23 protein-coding genes are annotated in these 26,683 nt (G+C 70.4%); 13 read left to right on the top strand and 10 right to left on the bottom strand.

Annotation, left to right across the window (positions count from 1 at the left end):
• Positions 1–3: 3 nt before the first annotated feature.
• Positions 4–471 (bottom strand): GNAT family N-acetyltransferase, encoded by a 468-nt coding sequence (locus KALB_RS38645; protein WP_025361037.1) that lies wholly within the window; start codon positions 469–471, stop codon positions 4–6.
• The gene (locus KALB_RS38640) at positions 468–1,082 is read right to left on the bottom strand and encodes an acid phosphatase (protein ID WP_025361036.1); all 615 of its coding nucleotides are present in this window, start codon (positions 1,080–1,082) and stop codon (positions 468–470) included. Before KALB_RS38640 ends, KALB_RS38645 begins: the two co-directional genes overlap by 4 nt.
• A gap of 146 nt (positions 1,083–1,228) precedes the next feature.
• On the opposite strand from KALB_RS38640, the gene KALB_RS38635 reads away from it, so the two are divergent.
• Positions 1,229–1,837: a hypothetical protein gene (locus KALB_RS38635; protein WP_025361035.1), complete on the top strand. Its 609-nt coding sequence runs from the start codon at positions 1,229–1,231 to the stop codon at positions 1,835–1,837.
• Between the two features lie 574 nt (positions 1,838–2,411).
• On the opposite strand, the gene KALB_RS38630 is transcribed toward KALB_RS38635, so the two are convergent.
• The 4 genes from KALB_RS38630 to sodN form a co-directional block, all read right to left on the bottom strand.
• A complete protein-coding gene (locus KALB_RS38630; RefSeq protein WP_025361034.1) occupies positions 2,412–2,783 on the bottom strand; it encodes a hypothetical protein in 372 nt (123 codons plus the stop codon).
• A 126-nt stretch (positions 2,784–2,909) separates the two neighbouring features.
• The gene (locus KALB_RS38625) at positions 2,910–3,281 is read right to left on the bottom strand and encodes a roadblock/LC7 domain-containing protein (RefSeq protein ID WP_236650110.1); all 372 of its coding nucleotides are present in this window, start codon (positions 3,279–3,281) and stop codon (positions 2,910–2,912) included.
• Positions 3,268–4,092, bottom strand: a complete 825-nt coding sequence (locus KALB_RS38620; RefSeq protein WP_148309817.1) for a MarR family transcriptional regulator — start codon at positions 4,090–4,092, stop codon at positions 3,268–3,270. The genes KALB_RS38625 and KALB_RS38620 overlap by 14 nt, the downstream gene beginning before the upstream one ends.
• Before the next feature lie 517 nt (positions 4,093–4,609).
• Entirely contained in the window at positions 4,610–5,017 is a 408-nt protein-coding gene (gene sodN / locus KALB_RS38615; protein WP_025361031.1) for a superoxide dismutase, Ni, read from the bottom strand.
• 117 nt (positions 5,018–5,134) lie between these two features.
• On the opposite strand from sodN, the gene KALB_RS38610 reads away from it, so the two are divergent.
• Positions 5,135–5,419, top strand: a complete 285-nt coding sequence (locus KALB_RS38610) for a S24 family peptidase (RefSeq protein WP_318296364.1) — start codon at positions 5,135–5,137, stop codon at positions 5,417–5,419.
• Here KALB_RS38610 and KALB_RS38605 read toward each other — a convergent pair.
• Positions 5,409–6,011 (bottom strand): dTDP-4-dehydrorhamnose 3,5-epimerase family protein, encoded by a 603-nt coding sequence (locus KALB_RS38605; protein WP_025361029.1) that lies wholly within the window; start codon positions 6,009–6,011, stop codon positions 5,409–5,411. The genes KALB_RS38610 and KALB_RS38605 overlap by 11 nt on opposite strands.
• 323 nt (positions 6,012–6,334) lie before the next feature.
• On the opposite strand from KALB_RS38605, the gene KALB_RS38600 reads away from it, so the two are divergent.
• The 6 genes from KALB_RS38600 to KALB_RS38575 all read left to right on the top strand — a co-directional run bounded on the left by KALB_RS38600 (position 6,335) and on the right by KALB_RS38575 (position 14,537).
• A complete protein-coding gene (locus KALB_RS38600) occupies positions 6,335–7,513 on the top strand; it encodes an NAD(P)-dependent malic enzyme (RefSeq protein ID WP_025361028.1) in 1,179 nt (392 codons plus the stop codon).
• Between the two features lie 274 nt (positions 7,514–7,787).
• The gene (locus KALB_RS38595; RefSeq protein WP_025361027.1) at positions 7,788–11,024 is read left to right on the top strand and encodes a bifunctional diguanylate cyclase/phosphodiesterase; all 3,237 of its coding nucleotides are present in this window, start codon (positions 7,788–7,790) and stop codon (positions 11,022–11,024) included.
• A gap of 156 nt (positions 11,025–11,180) precedes the next feature.
• Positions 11,181–12,299, top strand: coding sequence for an ABC transporter ATP-binding protein (locus tag KALB_RS38590; RefSeq protein ID WP_025361026.1), 1,119 nt, complete (start codon positions 11,181–11,183; stop codon positions 12,297–12,299).
• The gene (locus tag KALB_RS38585; RefSeq protein WP_025361025.1) at positions 12,296–12,934 is read left to right on the top strand and encodes an ABC transporter permease; all 639 of its coding nucleotides are present in this window, start codon (positions 12,296–12,298) and stop codon (positions 12,932–12,934) included. The genes KALB_RS38590 and KALB_RS38585 overlap by 4 nt, the downstream gene beginning before the upstream one ends.
• A 2-nt stretch (positions 12,935–12,936) precedes the next feature.
• Positions 12,937–13,623 carry an ABC transporter permease gene (locus KALB_RS38580; RefSeq protein ID WP_025361024.1) on the top strand — a complete coding sequence of 229 codons (687 nt, stop codon included), beginning with the start codon at positions 12,937–12,939 and terminating at the stop codon, positions 13,621–13,623.
• Entirely contained in the window at positions 13,620–14,537 is a 918-nt protein-coding gene (locus tag KALB_RS38575; protein ID WP_025361023.1) for an ABC transporter substrate-binding protein, read from the top strand. Before KALB_RS38580 ends, KALB_RS38575 begins: the two co-directional genes overlap by 4 nt.
• Before the next feature lie 59 nt (positions 14,538–14,596).
• Here the strand turns inward: KALB_RS38575 and KALB_RS38570 are convergent, their stop codons facing one another.
• Complete coding sequence (locus KALB_RS38570) at positions 14,597–15,388, bottom strand: IclR family transcriptional regulator (protein ID WP_025361022.1); 792 nt, start codon at positions 15,386–15,388, stop codon at positions 14,597–14,599.
• An 84-nt stretch (positions 15,389–15,472) separates the two neighbouring features.
• Here KALB_RS38570 and hutH point away from each other — a divergent pair, with 84 nt between their 5' ends.
• The 5 genes from hutH to hutI are packed head-to-tail and all read left to right on the top strand — an operon-like array spanning position 15,473 to position 22,295.
• Positions 15,473–17,011, top strand: a complete 1,539-nt coding sequence (gene hutH / locus KALB_RS38565; RefSeq protein ID WP_025361021.1) for a histidine ammonia-lyase — start codon at positions 15,473–15,475, stop codon at positions 17,009–17,011.
• Complete coding sequence (hutU, locus tag KALB_RS38560) at positions 17,008–18,657, top strand: urocanate hydratase (protein WP_025361020.1); 1,650 nt, start codon at positions 17,008–17,010, stop codon at positions 18,655–18,657. The genes hutH and hutU overlap by 4 nt, the downstream gene beginning before the upstream one ends.
• A 1-nt stretch (position 18,658) precedes the next feature.
• Positions 18,659–19,843 (top strand): allantoate amidohydrolase, encoded by a 1,185-nt coding sequence (locus tag KALB_RS38555; RefSeq protein WP_025361019.1) that lies wholly within the window; start codon positions 18,659–18,661, stop codon positions 19,841–19,843.
• The gene (locus KALB_RS38550) at positions 19,840–21,159 is read left to right on the top strand and encodes a formimidoylglutamate deiminase (RefSeq protein WP_025361018.1); all 1,320 of its coding nucleotides are present in this window, start codon (positions 19,840–19,842) and stop codon (positions 21,157–21,159) included. Before KALB_RS38555 ends, KALB_RS38550 begins: the two co-directional genes overlap by 4 nt.
• Positions 21,150–22,295 (top strand): imidazolonepropionase, encoded by a 1,146-nt coding sequence (gene hutI, locus KALB_RS38545; protein WP_025361017.1) that lies wholly within the window; start codon positions 21,150–21,152, stop codon positions 22,293–22,295. Before KALB_RS38550 ends, hutI begins: the two co-directional genes overlap by 10 nt.
• Positions 22,296–22,558: 263 nt before the next feature.
• Here the strand turns inward: hutI and KALB_RS38540 are convergent, their stop codons facing one another.
• On the bottom strand, positions 22,559–22,738 hold the full coding sequence (locus KALB_RS38540) for a DUF6104 family protein (protein WP_025361016.1): 180 nt from the start codon (positions 22,736–22,738) through the stop codon (positions 22,559–22,561).
• A gap of 144 nt (positions 22,739–22,882) precedes the next feature.
• A complete protein-coding gene (locus KALB_RS38535) occupies positions 22,883–26,575 on the bottom strand; it encodes a multifunctional oxoglutarate decarboxylase/oxoglutarate dehydrogenase thiamine pyrophosphate-binding subunit/dihydrolipoyllysine-residue succinyltransferase subunit (protein WP_025361015.1) in 3,693 nt (1,230 codons plus the stop codon).
• Positions 26,576–26,683 lie beyond the last annotated feature (108 nt).

Raw genomic sequence — 26,683 nt, 5'->3', positions numbered from 1 at the left:
CGGCTAGGAACCCAGTTCGGTCAGGGCCTCGTCGGCGAGCCGGTAGACGGTCCACTCGTCCATCGGCTCGGCGCCCAGCGACTTGTAGAAGTCGATCGCGGGCATGTTCCAGTTCAGCACCGACCACTCCAGGCGGCCCAGTCCGCGCGCGACGCACTCGCGGGCCAGCGTCACCAGCAGTGCCTTGCCCAGCCCGGAACCGCGGTGCTCGGGCCGCACGTACAGGTCCTCAAGGTAGATGCCGTGCACGCCGCGCCAGGTGGAGAAGTTCAGGAACCACAAGGCACAGCCGACGACCTGACCGTCCACTTCGGCCACATGCCCGTACAGCGCCCGTGAGGGGCCGAACAGCGCGGCGTGCAGTTTCTCGGCGGTCAGGTGGAACTGGTCCGGGGCGCGCTCGTAGACGGCGAGCTCGCGCGTGAGCTCCACCACCGCGTCCACATCGGACTCCTGGATGGTCCGGATCATCCGAGCAGCTCGCCCAGCGGTGGCACGTTCAGGCGCAGGATCTGCGGCTGCCCGCGCTCGTCGCCGAGCACCGAGATGCCCGCGGGGTCCAGGCCGATGCGCACGCCCTTGTCCGGCTCGAGGCCCAGCCAGCGCACGATCAGCACCCGGCTGAGGTGCCCGTGCCCGATCAGCACCACGTCGCCCTTGGGCAGCGCCTGCCTGGCCCGCGCCAGCACCGCGTCGGCCCGCGCACCGACCTGCTCGGCCTTCTCCCCGCCGGGGCAGGGGTGCGTCCACACCGTCCAGTCGGGCACGTCCTCGCGGATCTGGGCGGTGGTCAGGCCCTCGTAGTCGCCGTAGTCCCACTCACTGAGGTCCTCGGCGATCTCGTCCACGCGCAGTCCGGCCAGTTCGGCGGTGCGCTGGGCACGTTCGCGCGGGCTGGCCAGCACCAGGCTCGGCGGCACGGTGGTGCCGCGCAGTTCGGCCAGCACCGCCCCGGCCTTGCGCGCCTGCTGCTCGCCGTGGGCGGTGAGCGGGATGTCCGTGCGGCCCGTGTGCCTGCCTGACAGGGACCACTCGGTCTCGCCGTGCCGGATCACGTACACGGCCGGCTGCTTGTCTGCCATGGACGACGATCGTAGCCCCGAAGCGGACAGCGCCCGGAGGCTGTGAGCCATCGCACTGGCGTTCGAAGCGATCGAACAGAAGAGCGATATCTGCATGTCCACGTGGTAAACTACTGGGGTTGTGCTGCGGAGAGGAAGGTGCTGCCTTGCCGTCCGGAACCCCCAAGATCGGTGTCCTCGTCGACTTCGCCAACTGCACGCCAGGCGCGCAGACCAGGATCGTCGAGGACCAGCGCAGGATGTACCTCGGTGAGGGGCGTTTGCCCTGGTCGTACTACGGGCCGATGACGCGGGCGATCCGCAGGGCGGTGGCCGATCCCGATCCGGCCGCCGTGCTCGGCGCCGCTGTGGAGGCCGTGGCGGAGCCGAGCAGGAGGGCGCACTACGAGGCGCTGCACGACGGCTGCCTGAAGTGGCTGGCCAAGTCCCGGCACACGCTGATCCCCGTGGAGCGGGCCAAGTGGTTCGGTCCCGGCGTGGTGTTCGACGTGGTGCCGCAACTGGGGTTGCTGGGCCCCCGCGGTGAACGGCTCGCCGTGCTGCTGCACATGAAGGACCCCGAACTGCGCCCCGAGGCCGTCAACATCCCGCTGCACATGATGCGGGCCGTGCTGCCCGACTGGGAGCCCGCGATCCTCGACGTGCGCCGCGGTTCGCTGCGCAGGCTGCGCACCACGCGCACCCGCAGGCGGCTGGATGCCGACGTGGCCGGTGTTGTCGCCCACTGGACCGCCATCTGGCAGGCCATCGCCTGAGCCGAGCACCCCACTTGTCATGAAGGTGCCGTTCACGGCGTTCAACGCCGCGAACGGCACCTTCATGACATTCGATCCGGCTCCCTTGACCACTGTGAAACGGGCAGGAAGAAGGGGCCAGGCACGACGGTTCTGCCGTGCCTGGCCCGGCGAATGGTGGGGGTGCTTGTCCTTCCTCGCGCGCCGCGCGGACGGCGTCGGCGCCTGGGCTGGTTCAGGTGGCTGGGGCGGTTCTGATGGCCACTCCGCGATGGCTGGCTGCGCATTTGGCGGTCTCCGCATGAGCGGCTTGACCGCCATCAGTCAGCCCGGCGGCCGGTCTGCCGATCACGGTGGATCTCGAATGCGACCACGACCGCGATCATCGCCTACTGTCGATCACGCGGTGATCGCCTTCGTGATCATGACACGCCAGGCGGGATCACGCTGTGCGGCCGCAGGTTGCGGGCGATCGGCACCCGCGCAAGTAGCCAGATTTTCTACCGCACCCGCTCCGGAAACGACACCGCGAGAACCGCTGGACAGGGCCCGGTTGTGGTGGTGTGCCACATAAGTCGCGTGTCTTGGTGGTTCCCTATATCTGCAGGTCGGATTCGACGCGCTTGAGTTGGTGTCGAGCCAATGCGAGATTCGCCAGGTCCCTCTCCAGTACCAGATACAGGAACAGTGAGTTCCGGTACTTCGCGGCGTCCATCAACCGGATCAGGTGGTACTGGCGATGTAACGTGATCAGAATATCTTCGATATTGTCGTTGAGTGAGAGTGAGGACATCACTCGAAGCTTCGATCGAACGACTTCTGTGTTTCCGGCCGCCGCGATCTCCAGGTTCAGCCAATCGCCTCCACCGCTGGAGCCGAGTGACATTCCACTTTCATAGTCGACCAACGCGACACCCACGGCGCCAGCGATGGACATGGCTTCCTTCAATGCTTTGTCGATGTTCATCAAGACGTCACTTCCCTATATCGACTGGTGATCAAGACAGCGTGACTGGTTACCTCGTGTCTCGACTGTTCGTGTGCGTACAGCGCCTTGGGGGCGCGGTACTCCTTGTGTCCTCTTCTTCCTGTGTTAGGAGGTCAGGATCGAGCTGATCCGCTCGATCACGGGCCGGGACTCGTGGAGGAGGCGTCCGACGTTCAGTCCCTTGTCACCCAGTACGACCATCAGCGCCATCCGGCCGATGGCGTACACGGCCATGTAGCCTCTGCTGCTGAACACCACGGTCTGGTTGAGCGTGCCCAGACCGATGACCTCGGCCGCCTGGCGTGCGATCCCGAGGTCGGCGGCGGCAAGCGCGGAGATCTTTGCGGGGTCGATGGTTTCTGCCGAGTCGGCGATGATGGGGATTCCGTCGACTGCGGCTATTATCGTGTCGGTTACTCCGGCGACATTATCTCGAAGCTTTCGCAATTCGGTGGACAGTGCGTCATAGTCCAGCATGTTTGCTTTCTGTTTCGGAAAGGCTGAACAGATCAGACAGGGCATGCCACCCAGACGGTCTCAGGTTGTTCTGGGAGTCCGAGATAGCCCGCCCCGGGCGGCGAGTGGGCAGCGATGTCACCTGGTCGATGCCGGGGTCGGCGGCCCGCTCTACTTCTGCCCGGGGGCGCAATGAGGTAGATCCCCAGTGTGAAGGACTGATCAAGGTTGCAGGTGGGGCGATTTCCAGCAGGTCCTCGCTGAGCATCTGGGAAATCTCGACAGTGGTCGAGTAGACGCTCCGGCCGGCCGCGAAGGCGATATCCCGCGCATTGCGCCTGCCGGTGGCGTGCGCGATGATCTCCCGCCGTCCCGCGGTCAGGGCGGGCGACTCGGTCCCGCACACGGGCACCACGCGTTCCTGGTAGGGCGACAAGGGGAACGGCAGCGAGGCAAGCGCATCCAGTCGGCGGGCCGTTTCCTGCAGCAGCAGGTCCGGGGCGACGCCGTCCGGCACGGGCAACAGCACGTCGATGGGGTCGTCGTCGACGACGAGGTATCGCTCGATGTCGCCGGCGGCGGTGGCGAACGCCCCGTCCTGCGCGGCCGCCATGGCAAGGACCTGGAGTTCGGTGGACTCGATGGTTCCGCGGGCGATGAGTGCCGCTTGGTGGGAGCGCGTCTCGGCGCCCCCGCTCAGGGCCGCGGTCCAGTCCTCCTCACTGATCCTGCCCGAGCACAGCAGCAGAGTCTCCGCTCCGGGCGAGCCGGAACTGTCCACGGCGATCACCGCACCGTCGCGCAGGTGAAACAGTCCGCCCGGATTGCCCACGATCTGCACTGTTCCGGTGACTCGATCTGCGCGGCACTGCGCCAAAGCGTGCGCGAGGACGTCGAATGCGGCTCGATAATCGCGTCTCAGAGGTCACTCCGTGTGAACTCGGGGTCTGCAAAACGGGGTATCCGGCGAACTGATCATCCAATCGGGTTTCCTCTATCATCGAACGAACTACCGTCATCGTTACTTCTCGGCTGTCGATACTGCATGCGAACGTCAAGCGCTACACGATCGAGTGAAACGTTCCGATTCCGCGTAACAAAACAAGTTGACCGACGGTTCGTCGACGACGGGCTTACCGTGAACGCGAACGGAACTTTGATCAGTGCGCCATGTCCGATTTCATGATCGCTACCTGGAAACCGGCAGGCGATTGGTGCGGGTCGGCGTATCCGGGGGCGCGGGTGGCGGTTTGTCCCACAGATGGGTCAAGTGTGAGGACGTGACGCAGAACGGCGCTGCCCAGCGGGATACGTCACCGCTGGTCAGCGCCGTTCTTGGGACCTGGAACTCAGGCCGCCTTGGTCTCCCAGAAGATCTTGTCGATCTCGGCGATCAGGTCCAGCAGCTCCTGGCCCTTGGCCGGGTCCATGGACGCCTTGGTGCCGCCGGCACCCGCGGCCTTGGTGGCCTTGTTGAACAGCTCGTGCAGCTGCGGGTACTTCTCGAAGTGCGGGGGCTTGAAGTAGTCGGTCCACAGCACCCACAGGTGGTGCTTGACCAGCTCGCTGCGCTGCTCCTTGATGGAGATGGCGCGCGCCCGGAACTCCGGGTCCTCATTGGCCTGGTACTTCTCCTGGATCGCCTTGACCGACTCCGCCTCGATGCGGGCCTGCGCGGGGTCGTAGACGCCGCAAGGCAGATCGCAGTGCGCGCTCGCCTCCAGACGCGGCCCGAGGATGCGCGACAGCAGACGCATTGTTCCTCCCTGACAGTGGATGCTCCGACGTGACTGACCCTACTCCGGGCACACTTGAGCGGCAGTCGGAGGTGATCGTTGTCCCGGTCGGGAACAGGTTGGTGGCCCTACCGCCGCGTGCGGGTGCGCGGCCCGTCGATGGCGCCTGCCCTGCGGGACGGGGACGTGCTGCTGGTGCGCCTGCGGGCGAAGCCGGTGCCGGGGGCGGTGGTGCTGGTCAGCTGGCCGTCCAGGCCGGGGCAGCTGTCGGTCAAGCGCGCGGTCCGCGAGGAGCCGGGCGGGTGGGTGGTACATGGGGACAACCCGCTCGCCACCACCGACTCCCGGCAACTGGGTCCGGCGCGGGTGCACGGGGTGTTCGGCTGGCGGCTGTGGCCGCGCCCTGGGCGGCTCAGCGCTTGAGCAGCTTCTCCCGGTACGCCATGCAGTCGGCGTAGTTGGGCAGCAGGCCCTCGGCCAGCGCCTCCTTGAGCGTGGGTGCGGCGAGGTCCTTGTCGGAGACGATCTGCGGCAGCTCGGCGGGCCAGGGCAGGTTCAGGTCGGCGTCCAGCGGGGAGATGCCGTGCTCCGCGCCGGGGTTGTAGCCCTCGGAGCAGAGGTAGGTCATGGCGGTGTCCTCCTCCAGCGCGACGAAGGCATGCCCGAGCCCCTCGGACATGTACACCGCGCGGAACTCGGTGGAGTCCAGCCGCACCGCCTCCCAGTGGCCGAAGGTGGGCGAGCCGACCCGGATGTCCACGATCACGTCCAGCAGGGCGCCGCGCGGGCAGTAGACGTACTTGGCCTGGCTGGGCGGCACGTCGGCGAAGTGGACCCCGCGGATGGTGCCCTTGCGGGACACGCTGTGGTTGGTCTGCGCGACGCGCAGCGGGTGGCCGAGCGCTTCCAGGAAGACCTGTTCCTGGAAAGGGGCCACGAAGGTGCCTCGCCTGTCGGGGAACTGCGAGGGGATGAACTCCCAGGTACCGGAGATGGTCAATTCGCGCGCCTGCATGATTGCTGAGGCTAGCTCCTTGACCGATCGTGACGCCCATAGCCTGCGAAAACTGACCGGCCAGTGCAACAAGCCGAACGGACGTCTTGCTATACCGCCTCTGACCTGCGGAAAAAGAAGGCCGGGATGTGATCCCCGCCGCAGACACGGTGATGATCGGCTGTCACACTGTGCGAACCCCAAGGTCCACCGACGGGCCAGCGACACCCACCGCGAACCCCGTCGGCCTGATCGCCGAGGCGTGACCGAGGCGGCGTGACAGCGCCGCGTGAACGGTCCGCCCCCTGACCCGTGCCTGCTCCCATTCCATTCGGAGTGCCGCCGTGACCGCAGTGAACGAATCCGCCATCGACCTGACCGACGAAGAGATCTTCACCGCCCACGAGGGCGGCAAGTTGGGGATTGGTGTAACCGCTTCTCTTGCCGACCCGAGGGCGCTGTCCATCGCGTACACCCCCGGTGTGGCCAGGGTGAGCAGGGCGATCGCCGAGGACCCCGCGCTGGCCGCCAAGTACACGTGGACCCACCGGCTGGTGGCCGTGGTCAGCGACGGCACGGCCGTGCTCGGGCTCGGCGACATCGGTGCGAGCGCCTCGCTGCCGGTGATGGAGGGCAAGTCGGCCCTGTTCAAGAACTTCGCCGGGCTGGACTCCATCCCGCTGGTGCTCAACACCACCGACGTGGACGAGATCGTGCGGACCCTGGTCCACCTGCGGCCCTCCTTCGGCGCGGTGAACCTGGAGGACGTCTCCGCCCCGCGCTGCTTCGAGCTGGAGGCGAAGCTGATCGAGGCGCTGGACTGCCCGGTCATGCACGACGACCAGCACGGCACCGCGATCGTGGTGCTGGCCGCGCTGCGTGGCGCCACCGCCGTGCTCGACCGGAACCTGGCCGACCTGCGCGTGGTGGTCGCCGGTGCGGGTGCCTCGGGTGTGGCCTGCGCCAACATCCTGATCTCCGCCGGGGTGGGCGAGGTGACCGTGGTCGACTCGCGCGGCATCATCCACGCCGGCCGGGACGGGCTGAACCCGATCAAGGTCGAACTGGCCGGGCGCACCAACGCCAGCGGACTGCGCGGCGGCATCGCCGAGGCGCTGCGCGGGGCCGACGTGTTCCTCGGCCTGTCCGCCTCCCAGGTGCCGGAGGAGCTGATCGCGACCATGGCGCCCGGCGCCATCGTGTTCGCCCTGTCCAACCCCGATCCGGAGATCCACCCGGAGGCCGCTGCCCGGCACGCCGCGATCGTGGCCACCGGCCGCAGCGACTACCCGAACCAGATCAACAACGTGTTGGCCTTCCCCGGGGTGTTCCGCGGCGCGCTGGACGTCGGCGCCCGCCGGATCACCGAGAACATGAAGCTCGCGGCGGCTGACGCGATCTTCGGGGTGGCCACCGACGAGCTGGCCGCCGACAGGATCGTGCCCAGCGCCCTGGACCCGAGGGTGGCCGTCGAGGTGGCCGCCGCCGTCGCGCAGGCGGCTAGGGCAGACGGAGTAGTCTGAGCCGCACTGTAAGGGCGCACCTGACACCGACGCGTCCGGTCGCACGGGGCTGGCAGGCCCCCGCGACCGGACGCGACGCGTAAGGGGCAGGGACGCGGTGCGGATTTTTGGGCGGGGACGGCTGTGAGTTGGACGGTCAACGCGATACCGTCGCTCAGTCAGGTGCACCGCAGGGGGTGCGTCGGGTACGGCGGACTCCTGCGTGCACTGCTGATGCAGTCGCCGGCTTGGCCACCCGATGCCGCCCCGGTGGCCGACGCGGAAGGGCGGAGCCGTGGCTGAGCGCACAGGGCAGACGGGGAGTGCACCTGTCGCGCCCAGGGCAGCCGCCGCCCGCCCACTGACCAAGCGCACCCCCGCTGAGCTGGACGGACTCGCCCTCGCCGAGGCCCCGTCCCTGCTGTGCGACCCCAAGGGCGTGGTCATGCAGGCCAACGACGGGGCCGCGGAGCTGACCGGGGTACCCAGTCCGCAGCAGCTGATCGGCCGACCGCTGAGCACGCTGATCACCGGGGTCGGCAACGACCTGTGCCTGAACCGGCACGACGGCAGCAGGCTGCCGGTGCGCGTGGTGCGCACGGCCGTGCCCGGCACCGGGTTGCAGGCGGTGCTGCTGGTGGACGTCTCCGACCTGGCCACGGCCACCGAGCAGCTGCGCGAGGAGCGCCGTCGGCTGACCCAGGTGCAGGACGTGGCGGGCATCGCCTCCTGGGAGTACGACCCGGAGACCGGGACCACGGTGTGGTCGGACAACCACTACGACATCCTCGGCGTGGCCCGGGGCTCGGTGGTGCCGGGGGCGCAGGCCGTGCTGGACCTGGTGCACCCCGAGGACCACGACAAGGTCCGCGACTACTGGGCCAACCACCAGTTCTCCGGCGAGCCGATCGACATCGAGTACCGGGTGGTGCGCCCCGACGGCGAGGAGCGCTGGATCCGCGGCGAGGCCAAGGCGGAGTTCCGCGCCGACGGCAGGCCGCACCTGGTCACCGGCTACATCCGCGATGTCACCGACCGGCTGCGGACCAGCGGCGAGCTGGCCCTGGAGCAGGCCAGGCTGCTGGAGGCACAGCGCATCGCGCGCATCGGCAGCTGGAGCTTCGAGGCCGATTCGCAGGCGGTGCACCGCAGTGCCGTGCTGCGCGAGATGTACGAAGAGGTCGGCATCGAGCCGGACGATGACCTGCTCTGCGGGGTGCACCCGGAGGACCGCGAGCTGCTGGCCGACCTGCGGGACAAGCTGCTCAACGCGCAGAGCGACGAGCCGATCGAGGTGGAGGTCCGCGGCGAGCGGGAGGACCGGGTCTACATCTGCCGGGTCCGCGCCGTGCTCTCGCCCGCGGGCAAGGTCGTGCGGCTGATGGGCACCATCCAGGACGTGACCGGGCAGCGCGCACTGGAGCGTGACCTGCGCGAGGAGCGCCGCCGGCTGTCCGACGCGCAGCGCGTGGCGAACCTGGGCACCTGGGAGTGGGACACCTCCACCGACGAGTGCCTGTGGTCGGACATGATGCGCGGCCTGCTCGGCGTGACCGACCAGGAGCGGGCGACCTACCAGCGCTACCTGGCCCTGGTGCATCCGGACGACCGGAGCTGGGTGGACGAGCTGTGGCACCAGCTGGCCACGACCCGCGAGCCGGTGGAGTGCGAGCACCGGATCGTGCGCCCGGACGGGGCGGTCCGCGTGCTGCGCTGCCACGGCGGCACCATCGCCGGCCCGGAGGACAGCCCGACCCGGCTGGTCGGCACCGCGCAGGACATCACCGACCAGCGCGCCGCCGAGACCCGGATGCGCCTGTCCAGCCAGCGGTTCACCGATCTGGTGGCGGTGACCCCGGTGGGCATCGGGCTGTTCGACGAGTCCGAGCGGCTGGTGGACGCCAACGACGCGCTGTGCGACCTGCTCGGCATCGACCTGGAGCAGTTGCGCGGCATGACCGCGGGCGCGCTGACCCATCCCGACGAGCCCGCGGGCTGGCTGCCCGCCGCGGGCAAGCTGATCGGCGACCCGGTGGCGCGGGTGTCCTCGGTGAGCGCCGACCGCGACCGCAGCTACAAGATCCCGCAGCGGGTGCTGGTCCGCCCGGACGGTGAGTTGGTCTACTGCGAGCTGCACATCGCGATCTCCGTGCAGGACGACGGCAGGCGCTTCTGGCTGGTGGTGTTCCAGGACATCACCGAGCGGCGGCGGGTCGCCGAGGCGCTGCGGCACCAGGCGCACCACGACGAGCTGACCGGCCTGCCCAACCGCACCGCGGTCAAGGAGATGCTGGCCAAGCTGTTGCAGGGCGAGGCCGCCGAGCGCATCGCCGTGCTGTTCTGCGACATCGACAACTTCAAGCGGGTCAACGACTCCCTTGGCCACGACGCGGGCGACGAGCTGCTGGTGGCGCTGGCGAGGCGGCTGGAGGGCGGCCTGCCCGAGGGCTCCACGGCGGCCCGGCTCTCCGGCGACGAGTACGTGATCATCTGTGAGGACATCGAGGCCGTCGGCGGGGTGGACGCGCTGGCCACCCGCGTGGCCAGCCTGCTGCGCGCCGCCGTGCCGGTGCACGGCCAGCTGGTCCGGGTGTCCGCCTCGATCGGCGCCGCCGTGCCCAACGGGTCCCGGGCGACCGGGGTCGACCTGCTGCGTTTCGCCGACGCCGCGATGTTCGAGGCGAAGCGGCGCGGTGCCGGCCGGGTCTCGCTGGCCAGTGCCGCGCTGATCGCCTCGGCGGACCGCCAGGTGCACCTGGAGGGCCAGCTCCGTGAGGCACTGGCCAAGGACGGGCTGACCCTGCACTTCCAGCCGGTGGTCGGCGTGGACGGCACGGTGCTCACGGCCGAGGCGCTGGTGCGCTGGCCGCACCCGGACCGCGGCCTGCTCGCCCCCGACGTGTTCCTGCCCGTGGCCGAACAGGGTGACTTGCTGCGCGAACTGGACCGCTGGGTGCTGCGCACGGCGCTGCGAGAGGCCTCGACCTGGCCGGCGCCCAACGGTCAGCCGGTCGCGGTGGCGGTGAACCTGTCCGGACTGGTCCCGGGTGACCCGGACTTCGTGGACGCCGTGTCCAACGCGGTGGCCGAGTCGGGCATCGACTGGGACCGCGTGGTGCTGGAGTTGGTCGAGACGGCCCTGGTGGACCTGCCCTCCCGTACCCGGCAGGCGATGGGCGTGCTGGTGGAGCGGGGCGTGCGGTTCGCCGTGGACGACTTCGGCACCGGCTACTCCTCGCTGGCCCGGCTCAAGGACCTGCCCGCGCAGATCATCAAGGTGGACCGGCGCTTCGTGTCCGGTGTGGGCAACGACCCGTCCGACTTCGCGGTGGCCCGCGCGGTGGTGGACATGGCGCGGGCGATGGGCCGCAGCTGTGTCGCCGAGGGCGTGGAGACCGCAACGCAGTTCCACGTGCTGCACGGTGTCGGCGTGGACGCCTACCAGGGCTGGCTGTTCTCCCGGCCGGTGCCGCCGCGCGAGTTCCGCGCCGTGCTGGCGTTGGGCCCGCTGCACGTGCCGCGCGCGGGCTGATCCGGTAGCGCAGGGCAGCCGCCCGGTGACTCAGCGCTGAACAGGTTTCATCACTGGTCAGATGGTGGAATGCCATGCCGTTGTCAGTGGTTGCGGCTACTGTCGACCACTACCGCGGCGGCCGGCGAGTGGCCGTCACGACCGGAAGGATCTCGTGTGATCGAGTTCCAGGCCGTGACCAAGCGGTTCGATGACGGCACCGTGGCCGTCGACGAACTGAACCTGTCCGTCGATCCGGGACGGATCACCGTGTTCGTCGGGCCCTCCGGCTGCGGCAAGACCACCTCGCTGCGCATGGTGAACCGGATGATCGATGCCTCATCGGGCACGATCCTGGTGGACGGCAAGGACATCCGGCAGTCCGACCCGCCGCTGCTGCGCAGGGGCATCGGCTACGTGATCCAGCAGGCCGGGCTGTTCCCGCACCGGACCGTGCTGGACAACGTGGCCACCGTGCCGCTGCTGTCCGGTTGGGACCGGCGCAAGGCGCGCAGCAGGGCCGCCGAGCTGCTGGAGATCGTCGGCCTGCCCTCGGAACTGGGCAAGCGGTACCCCGCCCAGCTCTCCGGCGGCCAGCAGCAGCGCGTGGGCGTGGCCAGGGCGCTTGCCGTGGACCCGCCGGTGCTGCTGATGGACGAGCCGTTCAGCGCGGTGGACCCGGTGGTGCGCGAGGGCCTGCAGGACGAGTTGCTGCGGTTGCAGGACGAACTGGACAAGACGATCGTCTTCGTCACGCACGACATCGACGAGGCGATCAAGCTCGGGGACAAGGTCGCGGTGTTCCGCACCGGCGGCAAGCTCGCCCAGTACGACAAGCCCTCGGAGCTGCTCGCGCGTCCCGCCGACGACTTCGTGGCCTCCTTCGTCGGCAGGGACCGCGGTTACCGCGCGCTGGGCTTCCTGTCCGCGGACGGGCTGCCGGTGGGCGAGCTCGCCTCGGTCGTGCTGGGCACGCCGGTGGACCAGGCCCGCGCCGCATTGCGCCAGGGCTGGGCGGTGGTCGTGGACGAGCGCAAGCACCCGGTCGGCTGGGTCTCCGCCGATCGTCTCTCCACTGTGGACGGTTTGGTCACCGAGGACGTGTTGCTGTCCGGTGGATCCCTGTACGACGTGGACAGCGGTTCGCTGCGCAGCGCGCTGGACTCGGCGCTCAGCTCGCCCTCCGCGCTGGGCGTGGCCGTGGACGGCACGGGTGCGCTGGTCGGCTCGGTGACCGCCGACGAGGTGCTGCGCGCACTGGCCAGCGCCCGCGACGCCGGTGAGGTGCCGCAGTGACCTGGGTCCTCGACCACCTGGGGCTGCTGGCGGAACTGACCGGCACGCACGTGTACCTGTCACTGGTCCCGCTGGTGCTGGGCCTGGTGCTGGCGGTCCCGCTGGGCTGGCTGGCCAGCCGGTCCCGGTTCGCGCGCGCCACGCTGCTGTCGGTGTCCAGCCTGCTCTACACGATCCCCTCGCTGGCGCTGATCGTGATCCTGCCCGGCATCCTGGGCACGCGGATCATCGACCCGCTCAACGTGATCATCCCGCTGACCATCTACACGGTGGCCCTGCTGGTGCGCTCCATCGCCGACGCGCTGTCCTCGGTGCCCGCCAACGTGGTCGCCGCCGCGACGGCCATCGGCTACCGGCCGCTGCGCCGGTTCCTCGGTGTGGAGTTCCCGTTGGCGGTCCCGGTGATCGTGGCCGGGCTGCGGGTCGCCGCGGTGTCCAACATCAGCCTGGTCAGCGTCGGCGCGCTGATCGGCATCAGCGGCTACGGGGCGCTGTTCACCGACGGCTTCCCGATCGGGTTCATGACCGAGGTGGTGGTCGGTGTGCTGGCCACCCTCGTGCTCGCGCTGGTGGTCGACGCCGCGCTGCTGCTCATCGGACGGCTGCTGACGCCGTGGACCAGGGCGGGGAGGTAGCCGTGGACTTCGTCTCGCTGCTGATCGGGTGGCTGTCCGACGCCGCGCACTGGGCCGGTTCGGACGGGGTTCCGGTGCGCGTGCTGGAACACCTGGAGTACACGGTGATCTCGCTGCTGATCGCCGTCGTGATCGGCTTCCCGCTCGGCGCCCTGGTCGGGCACACCGGGCGCGGCGGCCTGCTGCTCGTGGGCGCTGCCAATGGGTTGCGCGCGCTGCCGACCCTCGGTGTGCTGACCATCGTCGTGCTGCTGGCCGGGATCGGCGTGGTACCGGCGATCGCGGGGCTGGTGCTGCTGGCCGTGCCGCCGGTGATGGCCGGTACCTACGCGGGAATCCGTGCCGTGGAGCCGATCGTCGTCGACGCGGCGCGCGGGGTGGGCATGCGCGAGTGGAAGGTCCTGGCGAGCGTGGAGGTGCCCAACGCCATGCCGCTGATCTTCGGCGGGGTGCGCAGCGCCGCGCTGCAGGTGGTGGCCACCGCGACGGTCGCCGCCTACGTGGGTCTGGGCGGCCTGGGCCGCTACGTGTTCGACGGCCTGGCGATCCGGGACTACGCGCAGGTCGCGTCCGGGGCGCTGGTGGTCGCCGTGCTGGCGGTCGTGGTGGACCTGGTGTTCATCGGCTTGCAACGACTGGTGGTCTCACCGGGGCTGGCCCCCGCGAAGAGTGGAAAGGCAAGTGCATGAACAAGACCGTCGCTGGACTCGTGGGCCTCCTGGTGGCGACCCTGGGCCTGTCGGCCTGCGGTGGCTCGGGCGGCAACCCGCTCGGCGGGCCCTCCGGTGGGCAGTCCCCCTCCGACACGATCACCGTCGGCTCGGCGAACTTCCCGGAGAGCAAGCTGATCGCCGAGATCTACGCGGCCGCGTTGCAGGCCAAGGGCGTGAAGGTCGGCAAACAGCTGAACATCGGCAGCCGGGAGACCTACCTGCCCGCGCTCAAGGACGGCTCCATCGACCTGATCCCGGAGTACACCGGCACCCTGTTGCAGTACGAGGACAAGGAAGCCACCGCGACCAGCTCCGACGAGGTCTACGCGGCGCTGAAGTCCAAGCTCCCGAGTGGACTGTCCGTTTTGGACAAGTCGGCCGCCGAGGACAAGGACGCGGTGGTGGTCACCAAGGAGACCGCCGACAAGTACAACGCCAAGTCGATCGCCGACCTCGCCCCGCACTGCAAGGAGCTCGTGCTCGGCGGCCCGCCGGAGTTCAAGACCCGGCCCGACGGCGTTCCCGGCCTGGAGAAGCGCTACAACTGCACGTTCTCGGACTACAAGTCCCTGGACGCGGGCAGCACGCTGACCCAGACCGCGCTCAAGCAGGGGACCGTGCAGGCCGCCGACATCTTCACCACCGATCCGTCGATCACCAACAACGGCTGGGTGGTGCTGGCGGACCCGAAGAACAACTTCGCCGCGCAGAACGTGGTACCGCTGATCAACACCAAGAAGGCCAGCGACACCGTCAAGCAGGTGCTCAACGCGGTCTCGGCCAAGCTGGACACCGAGACCCTGACCAAGCTCAACGCCAAGGTCGCCGGGGACTCGCACCCCGACCCGTCCAAGGTCGCCGCCGACTGGCTGGCCGAGGTACACCTGTAACGCCCCACCACATGCCATGAAAGTGCCGTTCCTGGCGTTCAACGCCAGGAACGGCACTTTCATGGCACTGGGCTGGTGCCGCCGATCCGGGTCGTCAGCTCCACGGCGGCGCGGCGCACCTCCACGGCGAGGGTCGGCCACTGCTCACCGCACTCCGACTCGCCGGGGCACAGGTGCCGGAACGTCACGCTGATCGCGGCGATGGGCCGCCCGCCGTGGTCGAAGACCGGGGCGGCCACCGAGGCGAAGTCGGCGGTGACGTAGCCGTCCTCCACGGCCCAGCCGCGCTGGCGCTCCGCGGAGAGCAGTCGCCGCAGCGCGGGCAGGTCGCGCGGCCCCCGCCCGGTGCGGTCCACGAAGCTGGCCGCCCCCGGGAACAGCGCGCGGACCTGCGCGAACAGCTGGTGCGCCAGCATCGCGCGGCCCGAGGCGGGCAGGTGCGCGGGCAGCCGCACCCCGATGTCGGTGACCAGGGTGTTCGGGTGCCGGGGCTGCTCGCGCAGCAGGTAGAGCGCCTCGGCCCCGTGCAGCACGCCCAGGTGCGCGGTGGCGTCGACCCGGTCCACCAGTCGGCGTAGCACGGGGCGGGCCAGTCGCTCCAACGGGTCGTGTCGCAGGTAAGCCGAGCCCAGCTCGAACGCGGCCACGCCCAGCCCGTAGCGGCGCTCCTCCGGCAGGTGGGTCACGAACCCGGCCCCGACCAGTTCGGCGAGCAGGTGGTAGGTCGTCGACCTGGGCAGATCCAGCTCGCGGGCCACGGTCGCCGCCGACACGGGGCCGGGCCGGGTCGACAGCAGGCGCAGCACGGCCAGGCCCTTGCGCAGGGCCGGTACGTCGCTGCTCGCGCCCACCACTCCACCGTTCGTCTGGTATCCCAGACGGTGTCACGCCGTCCGGGCTCGTGCAAACCGCGCGCTGGGGCTGTGATGGGGGACATGGCGAACCCGGTTGCAGTCCCGCTCGGCGCGCAGGCGCTGGAGCGTGAGCAGGTCGTCGCGGTGGCCCGCGAGGGCGCTGCGGTCGAACTCGGGCACGAGACGGTCGCGGCCGTCACCAAGGCCCGGGCGCACATCGAGGAACTGGCCAACGCCACCAAGCCCACCTACGGCGTGTCCACCGGTTTCGGCGCGCTCGCGGTGCGCCACATCCCGCCGGACCGGCGCGCGGCCCTGCAACGCTCGCTGATCCGCTCGCACGCGGCGGGCGCGGGCCCCGAGGTGGAGCGCGAGGTGATCCGCGCGCTGACCCTGTTGCGGCTGCGCACCCTGGCCACCGGGCACACCGGGGTCCGACCCTCCACTGTGGACGCCATGGCGCGGATGCTCAACGCGGGCATCACACCGGTCGTGCACGAGTACGGCTCACTGGGCTGTTCCGGCGACCTCGCCCCGCTGTCCTCCGTGGCGCTGGCCCTGATCGGCGAGGGCCAGGTCCGCGACGCCAGCGGCGAGCTGCGCCCGGCCGCCGAGGCCCTGGCCGAGGCCGGGATCGAGCCGGTGGCGCTGGCGGAGAAGGAGGGGCTCGCGCTGATCAACGGCACGGACGGCATGCTGGGCATGCTGGTGCTGGCGACCACCGACCTGAACCAGCTGCTCGACCTGGCCGACCTGACCGCCGCCATGAGCGTGGAGGCCCTGCTGGGCACCGACCGCGTGTTCGCGGCCGACCTGCACGCGCTGCGCCCGCACCCCGGCCAGGCCCGCTCGGCGGCCCGGATGGCAGAGCTGCTCGCCGGGTCGGAGATCGTGGCCAGCCACCGCGGTCCGGACTGCACCCGCGTGCAGGACGCCTACTCGCTGCGCTGCTCCCCACAGGTGCACGGCGCCGCCAGGGACACCGTGGCCTACGCGGAGACCGTGGCCGACCGCGAGCTGGCCTCGGCCATCGACAACCCGGCGGTGCTCGCCGACGGCCGGGTCGAGTCCAACGGCAACTTCCACGGCGCCCCGGTGGCCTACGTGCTGGACTTCCTGGCGATCCCGGTCGCCGACGTGGCGAGCATGGCCGAGCGGCGCACCGACCGCATGCTGGACGTGGCCCGCTCGCACGGCCTGCCGCCCTTCCTGGCCGACGATCCCGGAGTGGACTCCGGCCACATGATCGCGCACTACACCCAGGCCGCGGTGGTCTCCGAGCTCAAGCGGCTCGCGGCCCCCGCCTCGGTGGACTCCATCCCGACCAGCGCCATGCAGGAGGACCACGTCTCCATGGGCTGGTCGGCGGCCCGCAAGCTGCGCCGCGCCGTGGACGGCCTGGCCACCGTGCTCGCCGTGGAACTGCTCACCGCGGCCCGCGCGCTCGACCTGCGCGCCCCGCTGCGGCCCGCGCCCGCCACGGCCGCCGTCGTGCGGCTGCTGCGCGAGCACGTCGCGGGCCCCGGCCCGGACCGCCACCTGGCGCCGGAGATCGCCGCCGCCACCGAACTCGTCCGAAGTGGACTCGTGACCAAGGTTGCCGAGGAGGCCCTCTCATGACCCAGCCGGTTCGCGCCGCACGCGGGACCCAGCTGACCGCCCGCAGTTGGGCCACCGAGGCCCCGCTGCGCATGCTGCACAACAACCTCGACCCCGAGGTGGCCGAGCGCCCCGAGGACCTGGTGGTCTACGGGGGCACCGGCAAGGCCGCCCGGGACTGGCCCAGCTTCCACGCGATCACCCGCGAGCTGACCACCCTGGGCGAGGACGAGACCCTGCTCGTGCAGTCCGGCCGCCCCGTCGGCGTGCTGCGCACCCACGAGTGGGCGCCCCGCGTGCTGATCGCCAACTCCAACCTGGTCCCGGACTGGGCCACCTGGCCCGAGTTCCGCCGCCTGGAGGCCGCCGGGCTGACCATGTACGGCCAGATGACCGCCGGCTCGTGGATCTACATCGGTACCCAGGGCATCCTCCAGGGCACCTACGAGACCTTCGCCGCCGTGGCCGACAAGCGGTTCGGCGGCACCCTCGCGGGCACGCTCACCGTCACGGCCGGGCTCGGCGGCATGGGCGGCGCGCAACCGCTTGCGGTCACCATGAACGACGGGGTCGCGCTGGTCATCGAGTGCGACCCGCAGCGCGCGCACCGCCGGGTCGAGCACCGCTACCTGGACGAGGTCGCGCCCGACCTGGACGAGGCGATCCGCCGCGTGGAGGCGGCCAAGAAGGAGCGCCGCCCGCTGTCGGTGGGCGTGGTCGGCAACGCCGCGCAGGTGCTGCCCGAACTGCTGCGCCGCGGGGTCGAGGTGGACATCGTCACCGACCAGACCTCCGCGCACGACCCGCTGGCCTACCTGCCGCTGGGCGTGGACCTGGACGACTGGCACGACTACGCGGCCAAGAAGCCCGACGAGTTCACCGACCGCTCGCGGGAGTCGATGGCCGAGCACGTCAACGCCATGCTGGGCTTCCTGGACGGCGGGGCCGAGGTCTTCGACTACGGCAACTCGCTGCGCGGTGAGGCCAAGGCCGGCGGCTGCGAGCGGGCCTTCGACTTCCCCGGCTTCGTGCCCGCCTACATCCGGCCGCTGTTCTGCGAGGGCAAGGGCCCGTTCCGCTGGGCGGCGCTGTCCGGGGACCCGGCCGACATCGCGGCCACCGACAAGGCGATCCTGGAGCTGTTCCCGGACAACGAGCCGCTCAAGCGGTGGATCAGGATGGCCGGTGAACGTGTTGCCTTCCAAGGGCTTCCGGCCCGCATCTGCTGGCTGGGCTACGGGGAGCGGCACCTGGCGGGCCTGCGCTTCAACGAGATGGTGGCCAGCGGGGAGCTGTCGGCCCCCGTGGTGATCGGCCGCGACCACTTGGACTGCGGCTCGGTGGCCTCCCCGTACCGGGAGACCGAGGCGATGGCCGACGGTTCCGACGCGATCGCCGACTGGCCGCTGCTCAACGCGCTGGTCAACACTGCCTCCGGGGCGACCTGGGTGTCCCTGCACCACGGTGGCGGGGTCGGCATCGGCCGGTCCATGCACGCCGGGCAGGTCACCGTGGCCGACGGCACGGCGTTGTCCGGGCAGAAGATCGAGCGCGTGCTCACCAACGACCCGGGTATGGGCGTGCTGCGGCACGTGGACGCCGGGTACGAGCGCGCCGACAAGGTGGCCGCCGAGCGCGGGGTGCGCATCCCGATGAAGGCGGAGTGAGGTGACCGCGACGGGTCTGCTCGCGGCGATCACCGACCTCGGCGCCGACAAGGTACGAGGCGGCTACTCGCGGCACGGTTTCGACCGGGTCGAGCTGGAGCTGCGCGAGTGGTTCACGGCGGAGGCCGAGCGGCGCGGGTTGTCCGTGCGGGCCGACCGCAACGGCAACCTGTGGGCCTGGTGGGGAAACCCCGGCCCGGACGCCGTGATCACCGGTAGCCACCTGGACTCCGTGCCCGGCGGCGGTGCCTTCGACGGGCCGCTGGGCGTGGTTTCCGCGCTGGCCGCGGTGGATGCCTTGCGGGCCAGCGGGTTCAAGCCGCGGCGGCCGTTCGCGATCGTCGTGTTCGTGGAGGAGGAGGGCGGCCGGTTCGGCGTGCCCTGCCTCGGTTCACGGTTGATGACCGGCGCGATCGACGCCGACGCGGCGCGCAACCTGCTCGACCCGGAGGGCGTCTCGCTCGCTGAGGCCGCCCGTGGCGCGGGTGTGGACCCCGCTCGACTGGGCGCCGACCCGGAGGCGTTGGCGGGCATCGGCTGCTTCGTGGAGCTGCACGTGGAGCAGGGGCGCGGGCTGACCGTGCCGGTGGGCCTCGCCTCCTCGATCCTGGCCCACGGCCGCTGGCGGTTCACCTTCACCGGTGAGGGCAACCACGCTGGTGCGACGCTGATCGAGGACCGGCGCGACCCGATGCTGCCTGCGGCGCGGATGGTGCTGGCCGCACGCAAGGCGGCGGTGAACGGCGCGCGGGCCACGGTCGGACGGGTCGTGCCGGTTCCGGGCGGTACCAACGTGATCGCCTCCTCGGTCGAGGTCTGGCTGGACGCCCGCGCCGAGGACGACGCCAGCACCAAGGCGGTCGTCGCGGAGATCATGGCCCAGGCCAGGCAGGCCGCCACTGAGGAGGGCTGCGGGGTCAGCGTCACGCAGGAGTCCTACGGTGACACCGTGGTGTTCGACCACGAGCTGCGCGATCGACTGTCCACTGTGCTCGGTGGCGTGCCCGCACTGCCGACCGGGGCGGGGCATGACGCGGGCATCCTTGCCGGATCCGTTCCCACGGCGATGTTGTTCGTGCGCAACCCGACCGGTGTGAGCCACGCGCCGGAGGAACACGCCGAGCCGGAGGACTGCGAGGCCGGGGTCGCCGCGCTGGCCACGGTGCTGGAGGACCTGGCGTCGTGACCACGGCCTACTGGTGTGAGCGAGCCTGGCTACCCGCCGGTGTGGCGGCTGGTGTGGTGGTGCGCGTCGGGGCTGACGGGGTCATCGCTGGCGTGTCCACTTCGGACAGATCGCCGCTCGGTGCGCAGCGGTTGCGCGGCATGGTCTTCCCGGGCTTCGCCAACGCGCACTCGCACGCGTTCCACCGTGCGCTGCGCGGGCGGACCCACTCCGGTGGCGGCACGTTCTGGACGTGGCGGCAGGCCATGTACCAGTTGGCGCAGCGGCTCACCCCGGAGCTGTACCTGCGACTGGCCACCGCCGTCTACGCCGAGATGGCGGTGGCCGGTGTGTCCTGTGTCGGCGAGTTCCACTACGTGCACCACAACCAGGACGGCACGCCGTACGCCGACCCGAACGAGATGGGGCTCGCGCTGCGGGAAGCCGCTGCCAGCGCGGGGATCCGGCTCACCCTGCTGGACACCTGCTACCTGGCCGGTGGCATCGACATCGAGCTGTCCGGCCCGCAGGTCCGGTTCAACGACGGGTCGGCGGATGCCTGGGCCAGCCGGGTTTCGGCGCTGCGCGACGACGAGGTGATGCGCGTCGGTGCCGCGATCCACTCGGTACGAGCCGTTCCGCGTGATCAGCTCGGAGAGGTCGTTGCGGGAGCGGGTGATGACCGTCCACTGCACGTGCACCTGTCCGAGCAGCCAGCGGAGAACGAGGCGTGCCTGTCGGCGTACGGCCGCACGCCGACCGAGCTGCTGCACGAGGCGGGTGCGCTGTCGGCCCGCACAACTGCCGTGCACGCGACACACCTGACCGTGGACGATCGGCGGCTGCTCGGCGAAACCGTTACTACTGCTTGTTTCTGCCCCACGACCGAAGCGGATCTCGCCGACGGTATCGGCCCGGCGCGGGAGCTCGCCGACTCGGGCTGCCCGCTGTCCCTTGGCAGCGACCAGCACGTGGTGATCGACCCGCTGCTGGAGGCCCGCGCGCTGGAACACGGCGAGCGGCTGCGCACCGGTCAGCGCGGGCGGTTCAGCCCCGCCGAACTGGTCACCGCCTCGACCGAGGCCGGGCACGCCTGCCTGGGCTGGCCCGAGGCCGGGCGGATCGCCGTCGGCGCACCCGCCGACCTGGTCGCCGTGCGCATGGACAGCCCGCGCACCGCGGGCAGCCTGCCGGAACAGGTCGTGCTGGCCGCCACTTCGTCCGATGTGGACACTGTCGTGATCGGCGGTCGGGTCGTCGCCTCCGGCGGGCGGCATGTCAGACTCGGGGAGATCGGCGCGCTCTACGACCAGGTGATGGGGGAGCTGTGGCAGTAGTCGTCACGGGAATCGCGGAGCTGACCACCAACGACGAGGAACTCGGCACGCTCTCCGGGGCCGCGCTGGTCATCGACCGGGGCCGGATCGCGTGGGTGGGCCCGGCCGCTCAGGCGCCCGCTGCCGACGACCGTGTGGACATCGAGGGGCGTGCGGCCCTGCCCGGCTGGGTGGACAGCCACACCCACCTGGTGTTCGCCGGGGACCGGACCGCCGAGTTCGGCGCACGCATGGCGGGCAGGCCCTACTCCGCGGGCGGCATCGCGGTCACCGTGGACGCGACCCGGGCCGCCACCGACGAGGAGCTCAGCGCCGTGCTGCAGCGGCACACGGTGGAGGCCGTGTCGCAGGGCACGACGTACCTGGAGACCAAGACCGGGTACGGCCTGACCGTCGAGGACGAGCTGCGCTCCGCCGTGCTGGCCGGGCAGTTCGCCGACGAGGTGACCTTCCTCGGCGCGCACCTGGTGCCGCCCGGGTCGGACGCCGACGAGTACGTGGAACTGGTCTGCGGCAAGATGATCGACACGGTGGCCCCGTTCGTGCAGTGGGCCGACGTGTTCTGCGAGACCGGTGCCTTCGACGAGGACCAGTCGCGCGCCGTGTTGCAGGCCGCCAAGGAACACGGGCTGGGCCTGCGCGTACACGGCAACCAGCTCGGCGCGGGGCCCGGTGTGCGGCTCGCGGTGGAGATGGGTGCGGCCAGCGTCGACCACTGCACCTACCTCACACCGTCCGATGTGGACGCCCTGGCCGGTTCGGACACCGTGGCCACCTTGCTGCCCGCGTGCGATTTGTCGACAAGGCAACCGCTCCCGGACGCCCGCGCGCTGATCGAGGCCGGAGCGAGCATCGCGCTGGCCTCCAACTGCAACCCCGGCAGCTCCTACACCTCCTCGATGGCGTTCTGCGTCGCCACGGCGGTGCTCCAGATGCGGCTGAGCGTGGAGGAGGCCGTCCGCGCCGCCACACTCGGTGGCGCACAAGCGTTGCGCAGGCCCGATGTCGGCGTGCTGCGCCCCGGGGCGCGGGCCGACATCCACGTGCTCGACGCCCCCTCGGTGACACACCTCGCGTACCGCCCCGGTGTGCCGCTGACCTACGCCGTGTGGCGCAAGGGATTCCGCGTCCGCTAGGCCCTCACCCCCGCGAGTCCCGCTCTCCGGCTCGCGAGTCCCGCTGTGGGGAGCATGAGTCCCGTTCTGGGCCTTGGCTGTGGACACGGCTCAGCGGGATTCGTGTGCTCCAGGGCGGGACTCGGGCTCTCCTGGGCGGGATTCGTGTGCTCCAGGCCGGGACTCGCGCTCCCTTGAGCGGGACTCGCGGGCCCCTGGCCGTGACTCGTGCTCCCGAGGCCGGGACTCGCGTGCCCCAGACCGGGACTCGCCGGGTGTCGGCCTCAGTCGTCCTCGGAGGAGTCGTCGCGGGCGAGGTAGGTGGCGAGGCGCTCGATGGCGGTCTCGAACTCGGGGTTGGTGTCCACGAAGGCGCGCAGCTTCTCGGCGAGCCAGCCCAGGGTGACCTCCTCGTCCCCGCGCCGGTCCTCCAGCTCCTCGATGCCCCGGTCGGTGAAGTACATGGTGATTCCTCCGCAGACAGACGAACCGCCGGGCCCCGGTGCACCCGGTCCCGGCGGTCAGTGACCCGAGCCCGTCATGAAGGTGCCCTTCGCGACGTTCACCGTCGCGAAGGGCACCTTCATGACACAGCTATCGGCTACAGCCTAGTCGAACGCCTTGGTGATGATCTCGCGCTGCTCGACCTCGTGCACCTTGCTGGAACCCGAGGCGGGCGCGGCCATCGGGCGGCGCGACACCCGGCGCATGCCCGCCAGGCGCGGCAGGGCCTCCGGCCCGACCAGCCCGAAGAACGGCCACGCACCCTGGTTGGCCGGCTCCTCCTGCACCCAGCGGATGTCGGAGGCGTTCGGGTAGCGCTCCAGCGCGGCGGCCAGCTTCTTCTCGGGCAGCGGGTAGAGCTGCTCGATGCGCACGATGGCGGTGTCGTCCGCACCGCGCTTGGCCTTCTCGGCTGCCAGTTCGTAGTAGATCTTGCCGCTGCACAGCAGCAGCTTGGTGACGCCCTCGGCAGCGGGCTGCGTCGGGTCGTCGATGACCGACATGAACCGGCCGCTGACGAAGTCCTCCACGGGGCTCGCGGCGGCCTTCAGGCGCAGCATCGACTTGGGCGTGAACACCACCATCGGCCGCTTCACACCGTCCAGCGCGTGCCTGCGCAGCAGGTGGAAGTAGTTGGCCGGGGTGGAGGGCACCGCCACGGTCATCGAGCCCTCGGCGCACAGCTGGAGGAACCGCTCGATGCGGCCGGAGCTGTGGTCGGGGCCCTGGCCCTCCAGGCCGTGCGGCAGCAGCAGCACGACGTTGCCGCGCTGGCCCCACTTGGCCTCACCGGAGGAGATGAACTCGTCGATGATCGACTGGGCGCCGTTGACGAAGTCGCCGAACTGCGCCTCCCACAGCACCAGGGCGTCCGGGTTGGCCACGGAGTAGCCGTACTCGAAGCCCACGGCGGCGAACTCGGACAGCGCCGAGTCGTACACCATGAACTTGCCCTGCTCCGCCGCCAGGTTCTGTAGCGGGGTGTGCTCCTGGCTGGTCTTGCGGTCGATGACCACCGAGTGCCGCTGGCCGAAGGTGCCGCGCTGCGAGTCCTGGCCGGACAGGCGGATCGTCTTGCCCTCCAGCGCCAGCGAGCCGAAGGCCAGCAGTTCGCCGAAGCCCCAGTCGATGCCGCCCTCGCGGGACATGGTGACCCGGCGCTCCAGCACCGGCTTGACCCTGGGGTGGGCGGTGAAGCCCTCGGGCAGTTGCACCTGGGCGTCACCGATGCGCTCCACGACCTCGCGGGCGATGGCGGTGGGCACCTTGGCCGGGACCTGCTGCTCGGACTCCACCGAGGGGCTGGGCACGATCGGGTGCTTCTCCAGCTCGCGCACCTCGTTGAACACGTGCTCCAGCTGGCTGGCGTAGTCGCGCAGTGCCTTCTCCGCCTCGTCCACGGAGATGTCCCCGCGGCCGATCAGCGACTCGGTGTAGGTCTTCCGCACGCTGCGCTTGCCGTCGATGATGTCGTACATCTCCGGCTGGGTCATCGAGGGGTCGTCGCCCTCGTTGTGGCCCCGGCGGCGGTAGCAGATCATGTCGATCACGACGTCCTTGTGGAACGTCTGCCGGTAGTCCACGGCCAGCTTGGCCACCCAGTAGCAGGCCTCGGGGTCGTCCCCGTTGACGTGGAAGACCGGCGCACCGATCATCTTCGCCACGTCGGTGCAGTACTTGCTGGAGCGGGAGTGCTCCGGGTTGGTGGTGAAGCCGACCTGGTTGTTGACCACCACGTGCACGGTGCCGCCGGTGCGGTAACCGCGCAGCAGCGCCAGGTTCAGCGTCTCGGCGACCACGCCCTGGCCCGCGAAGGCCGCGTCCCCGTGCAGGGCCACGGGCAGCACGGTGAAGCCCTCGCCGCCCTTGTCCAGCAGGTCCTGCTTGGCCCGGACGATGCCCTCCAGCACCGGGTCCACGGCCTCCAGGTGGGACGGGTTGCTGGCCAGCGACACCTTGGTCTCGCCGTCGCCGAACATCCGGAAGTACTTGCCCTCGGCGCCCAGGTGGTACTTGACGTCGCCGGAGCCGTGCGCCTGGCCGGGGTCGAGGTTGCCCTCGAACTCGCGGAAGATCTGCGAGATCGGCTTGCCCACGATGTTGGCCAGCACGTTCAGCCGGCCGCGGTGCGGCATGCCGATGACGACCTCGTCCAGCTCGTGCTCGGCGGCCTTGTCCAGCACCGCGTCCAGCAGCGGGATCAGCGTCTCGCCGCCCTCCAGCGAGAACCGCCGCTGACCCACGTACTTGGTCTGCAGGAAGGTCTCGAACGCCTCGGCGGCGTTGAGCTTGGACAGGATGTACTTCTGCACGGTCGCGGCGGGCTTGTCGTGCACGACCTCGACCCGCTCCTGCAGCCAGCGCCGCTCGGCGGGCTCCAGGATGTGCGTGTACTCCACGCCCACGGTGCGGCAGTAGGAGTTGCGCAGCACCCCGAGGATGTCGCGCAGCTTCATCTTCTCCTGGCCCGCGAAGCCGCCGACCGGGAACTCGCGGTCCAGGTCCCACAGGGTCAGGCCGTGCGAGAGCACGTCCAGGTCCTCGTGGCGGCGCTGGCGGTAGTTCAGCGGGTCGGTGTCGGCCATCAGGTGGCCGCGGGCGCGGAAGGCGTCGATCAGCTCGATGACCCGCGCGGTCTTGTCGACCGAGCCCTCGGGGATGTCCTCGACCCAGCGGATGGGCTCGTAGGGCAGCCGCAGCGAGGTGAAGATGTCGTCGTAGAACCCGTCCTCGCCCAGCAGCAGCTGGTGCACCTTGCGCAGGAACTCACCGGACTCGGCGCCCTGGATGATGCGGTGGTCGTAGGTGGAGGTCAGCGTCATGATCTTGCTGACGCCCATCTCGACCAGGGCCTTCTCGCTGGTGCCCTGGAAGTGCGCCGGGTACTCCATGGCGCCGACGCCCACGATCGTGCCCTGGCCCGCGGTCAGCCGGGGCACCGAGTGGTTGGTGCCGATGGTGCCGGGGTTGGTCAGCGAGATGGTGCTGCCCGCGAAGTCGTCCGCGGTCAGGCCGCCACCGCGGGCCTTGCGGATCAGGTCCTCGTAGGCGCCCCAGAACTGCGAGAACGTCATCGTCTCGCAGCCCTTGATGGAGGCAACCACCAGCGTGCGCTGGCCGTCCTTGCCCGGCAGGTCGATGGCCAGGCCCAGGTTGACGTGCTCCGGGGTGACGAGGACGGGCTTGCCGTCCACCAGCGAGTAGGAGCGGTTCATGTTCGGGTACGCCTGTAGCGCCCGGACCACCGCGTAGCCGATCACGTGGGTGAAGGAGACCTTGCCGCCACGGGTCCGCTTGAGGTGGTTGTTGATCACGATGCGGTTGTCGGCCAGCAGCTTGGCGGGCACGGCGCGCACGCTGGTCGCGGTCGGAACGGTGAGCGAGAGCTCCATGTTCTTCGCGATCGCGGCGGCGGCTCCGCGCAGCGGCTTGGTCTCCGCGCCCTGGGCCGGTGCGGGCGGCTTGGGGGCCGCGGTGGCCGCGGCCGCCGGGGTCGGCTTGCTGCTGGGCAGCTTCGGCGCCGTCGCGGCCGGGGTCCCGTTCGCCGGGGCTGCCGGCGGCGGGGTCGGCGGCGCGGCGGGTGCCGGCGCTGGCGCGGTCGTGGTGACTGTCCCGCCCGATGCTCCAGCCGTGCTCGCGCTGCCATTGCCGGTCGTGCGCTGCGTCGGCTTGAAATCGGCGAAGAAGTCGTGCCACGCCGGGTCTACGGATGACGGATCCGCGAGGAACTGGTCGTACATCTCCTCGACCAGCCACTCGTTCGGGCCGAACTGTGACGCAGGGCTGCTGCTGGACACGGCTGGCGCTCGCCTCTATCTATCTCGCTCTTGGTATTGACACACTCCGCAGCAAGGCTAGTCCTCCGCGCGGGAGGCTTCATACGCGGAGGAGGTCGCACAAGGAGG

The organism is Kutzneria viridogrisea DSM 43870 (assembly GCF_000525635.1).
GTDB lineage: Bacteria > Actinomycetota > Actinomycetes > Mycobacteriales > Pseudonocardiaceae > Kutzneria > Kutzneria viridogrisea.
Note: the sequence above shows the minus strand (reverse complement) of the source record. Positions and strands in the feature narration are given on the sequence as shown.

What these genes read in the sequence shown, in the direction of transcription:
- KALB_RS38645 (WP_025361037.1), bottom strand. Translation starts at nt 471, where the DNA reads ATGATCCGGACCATCCAGGAGTCCGATGTGGACGCGGTGGTGGAGCTC.
- KALB_RS38640 (WP_025361036.1), bottom strand. Translation starts at nt 1,082, where the DNA reads ATGGCAGACAAGCAGCCGGCCGTGTACGTGATCCGGCACGGCGAGACC.
- KALB_RS38630 (WP_025361034.1), bottom strand. Translation starts at nt 2,783, where the DNA reads ATGAACATCGACAAAGCATTGAAGGAAGCCATGTCCATCGCTGGCGCC.
- KALB_RS38625 (WP_236650110.1), bottom strand. Translation starts at nt 3,281, where the DNA reads ATGCTGGACTATGACGCACTGTCCACCGAATTGCGAAAGCTTCGAGAT.
- sodN (WP_025361031.1), bottom strand. Translation starts at nt 5,017, where the DNA reads ATGCGTCTGCTGTCGCGCATCCTCGGGCCGCGTCTGGAGGCGAGCGCG.
- KALB_RS38605 (WP_025361029.1), bottom strand. Translation starts at nt 6,011, where the DNA reads ATGCAGGCGCGCGAATTGACCATCTCCGGTACCTGGGAGTTCATCCCC.
- KALB_RS38575 (WP_025361023.1), top strand. Translation starts at nt 13,620, where the DNA reads ATGAACAAGACCGTCGCTGGACTCGTGGGCCTCCTGGTGGCGACCCTG.
- hutH (WP_025361021.1), top strand. Translation starts at nt 15,473, where the DNA reads ATGGCGAACCCGGTTGCAGTCCCGCTCGGCGCGCAGGCGCTGGAGCGT.
- hutU (WP_025361020.1), top strand. Translation starts at nt 17,008, where the DNA reads ATGACCCAGCCGGTTCGCGCCGCACGCGGGACCCAGCTGACCGCCCGC.
- KALB_RS38540 (WP_025361016.1), bottom strand. Translation starts at nt 22,738, where the DNA reads ATGTACTTCACCGACCGGGGCATCGAGGAGCTGGAGGACCGGCGCGGG.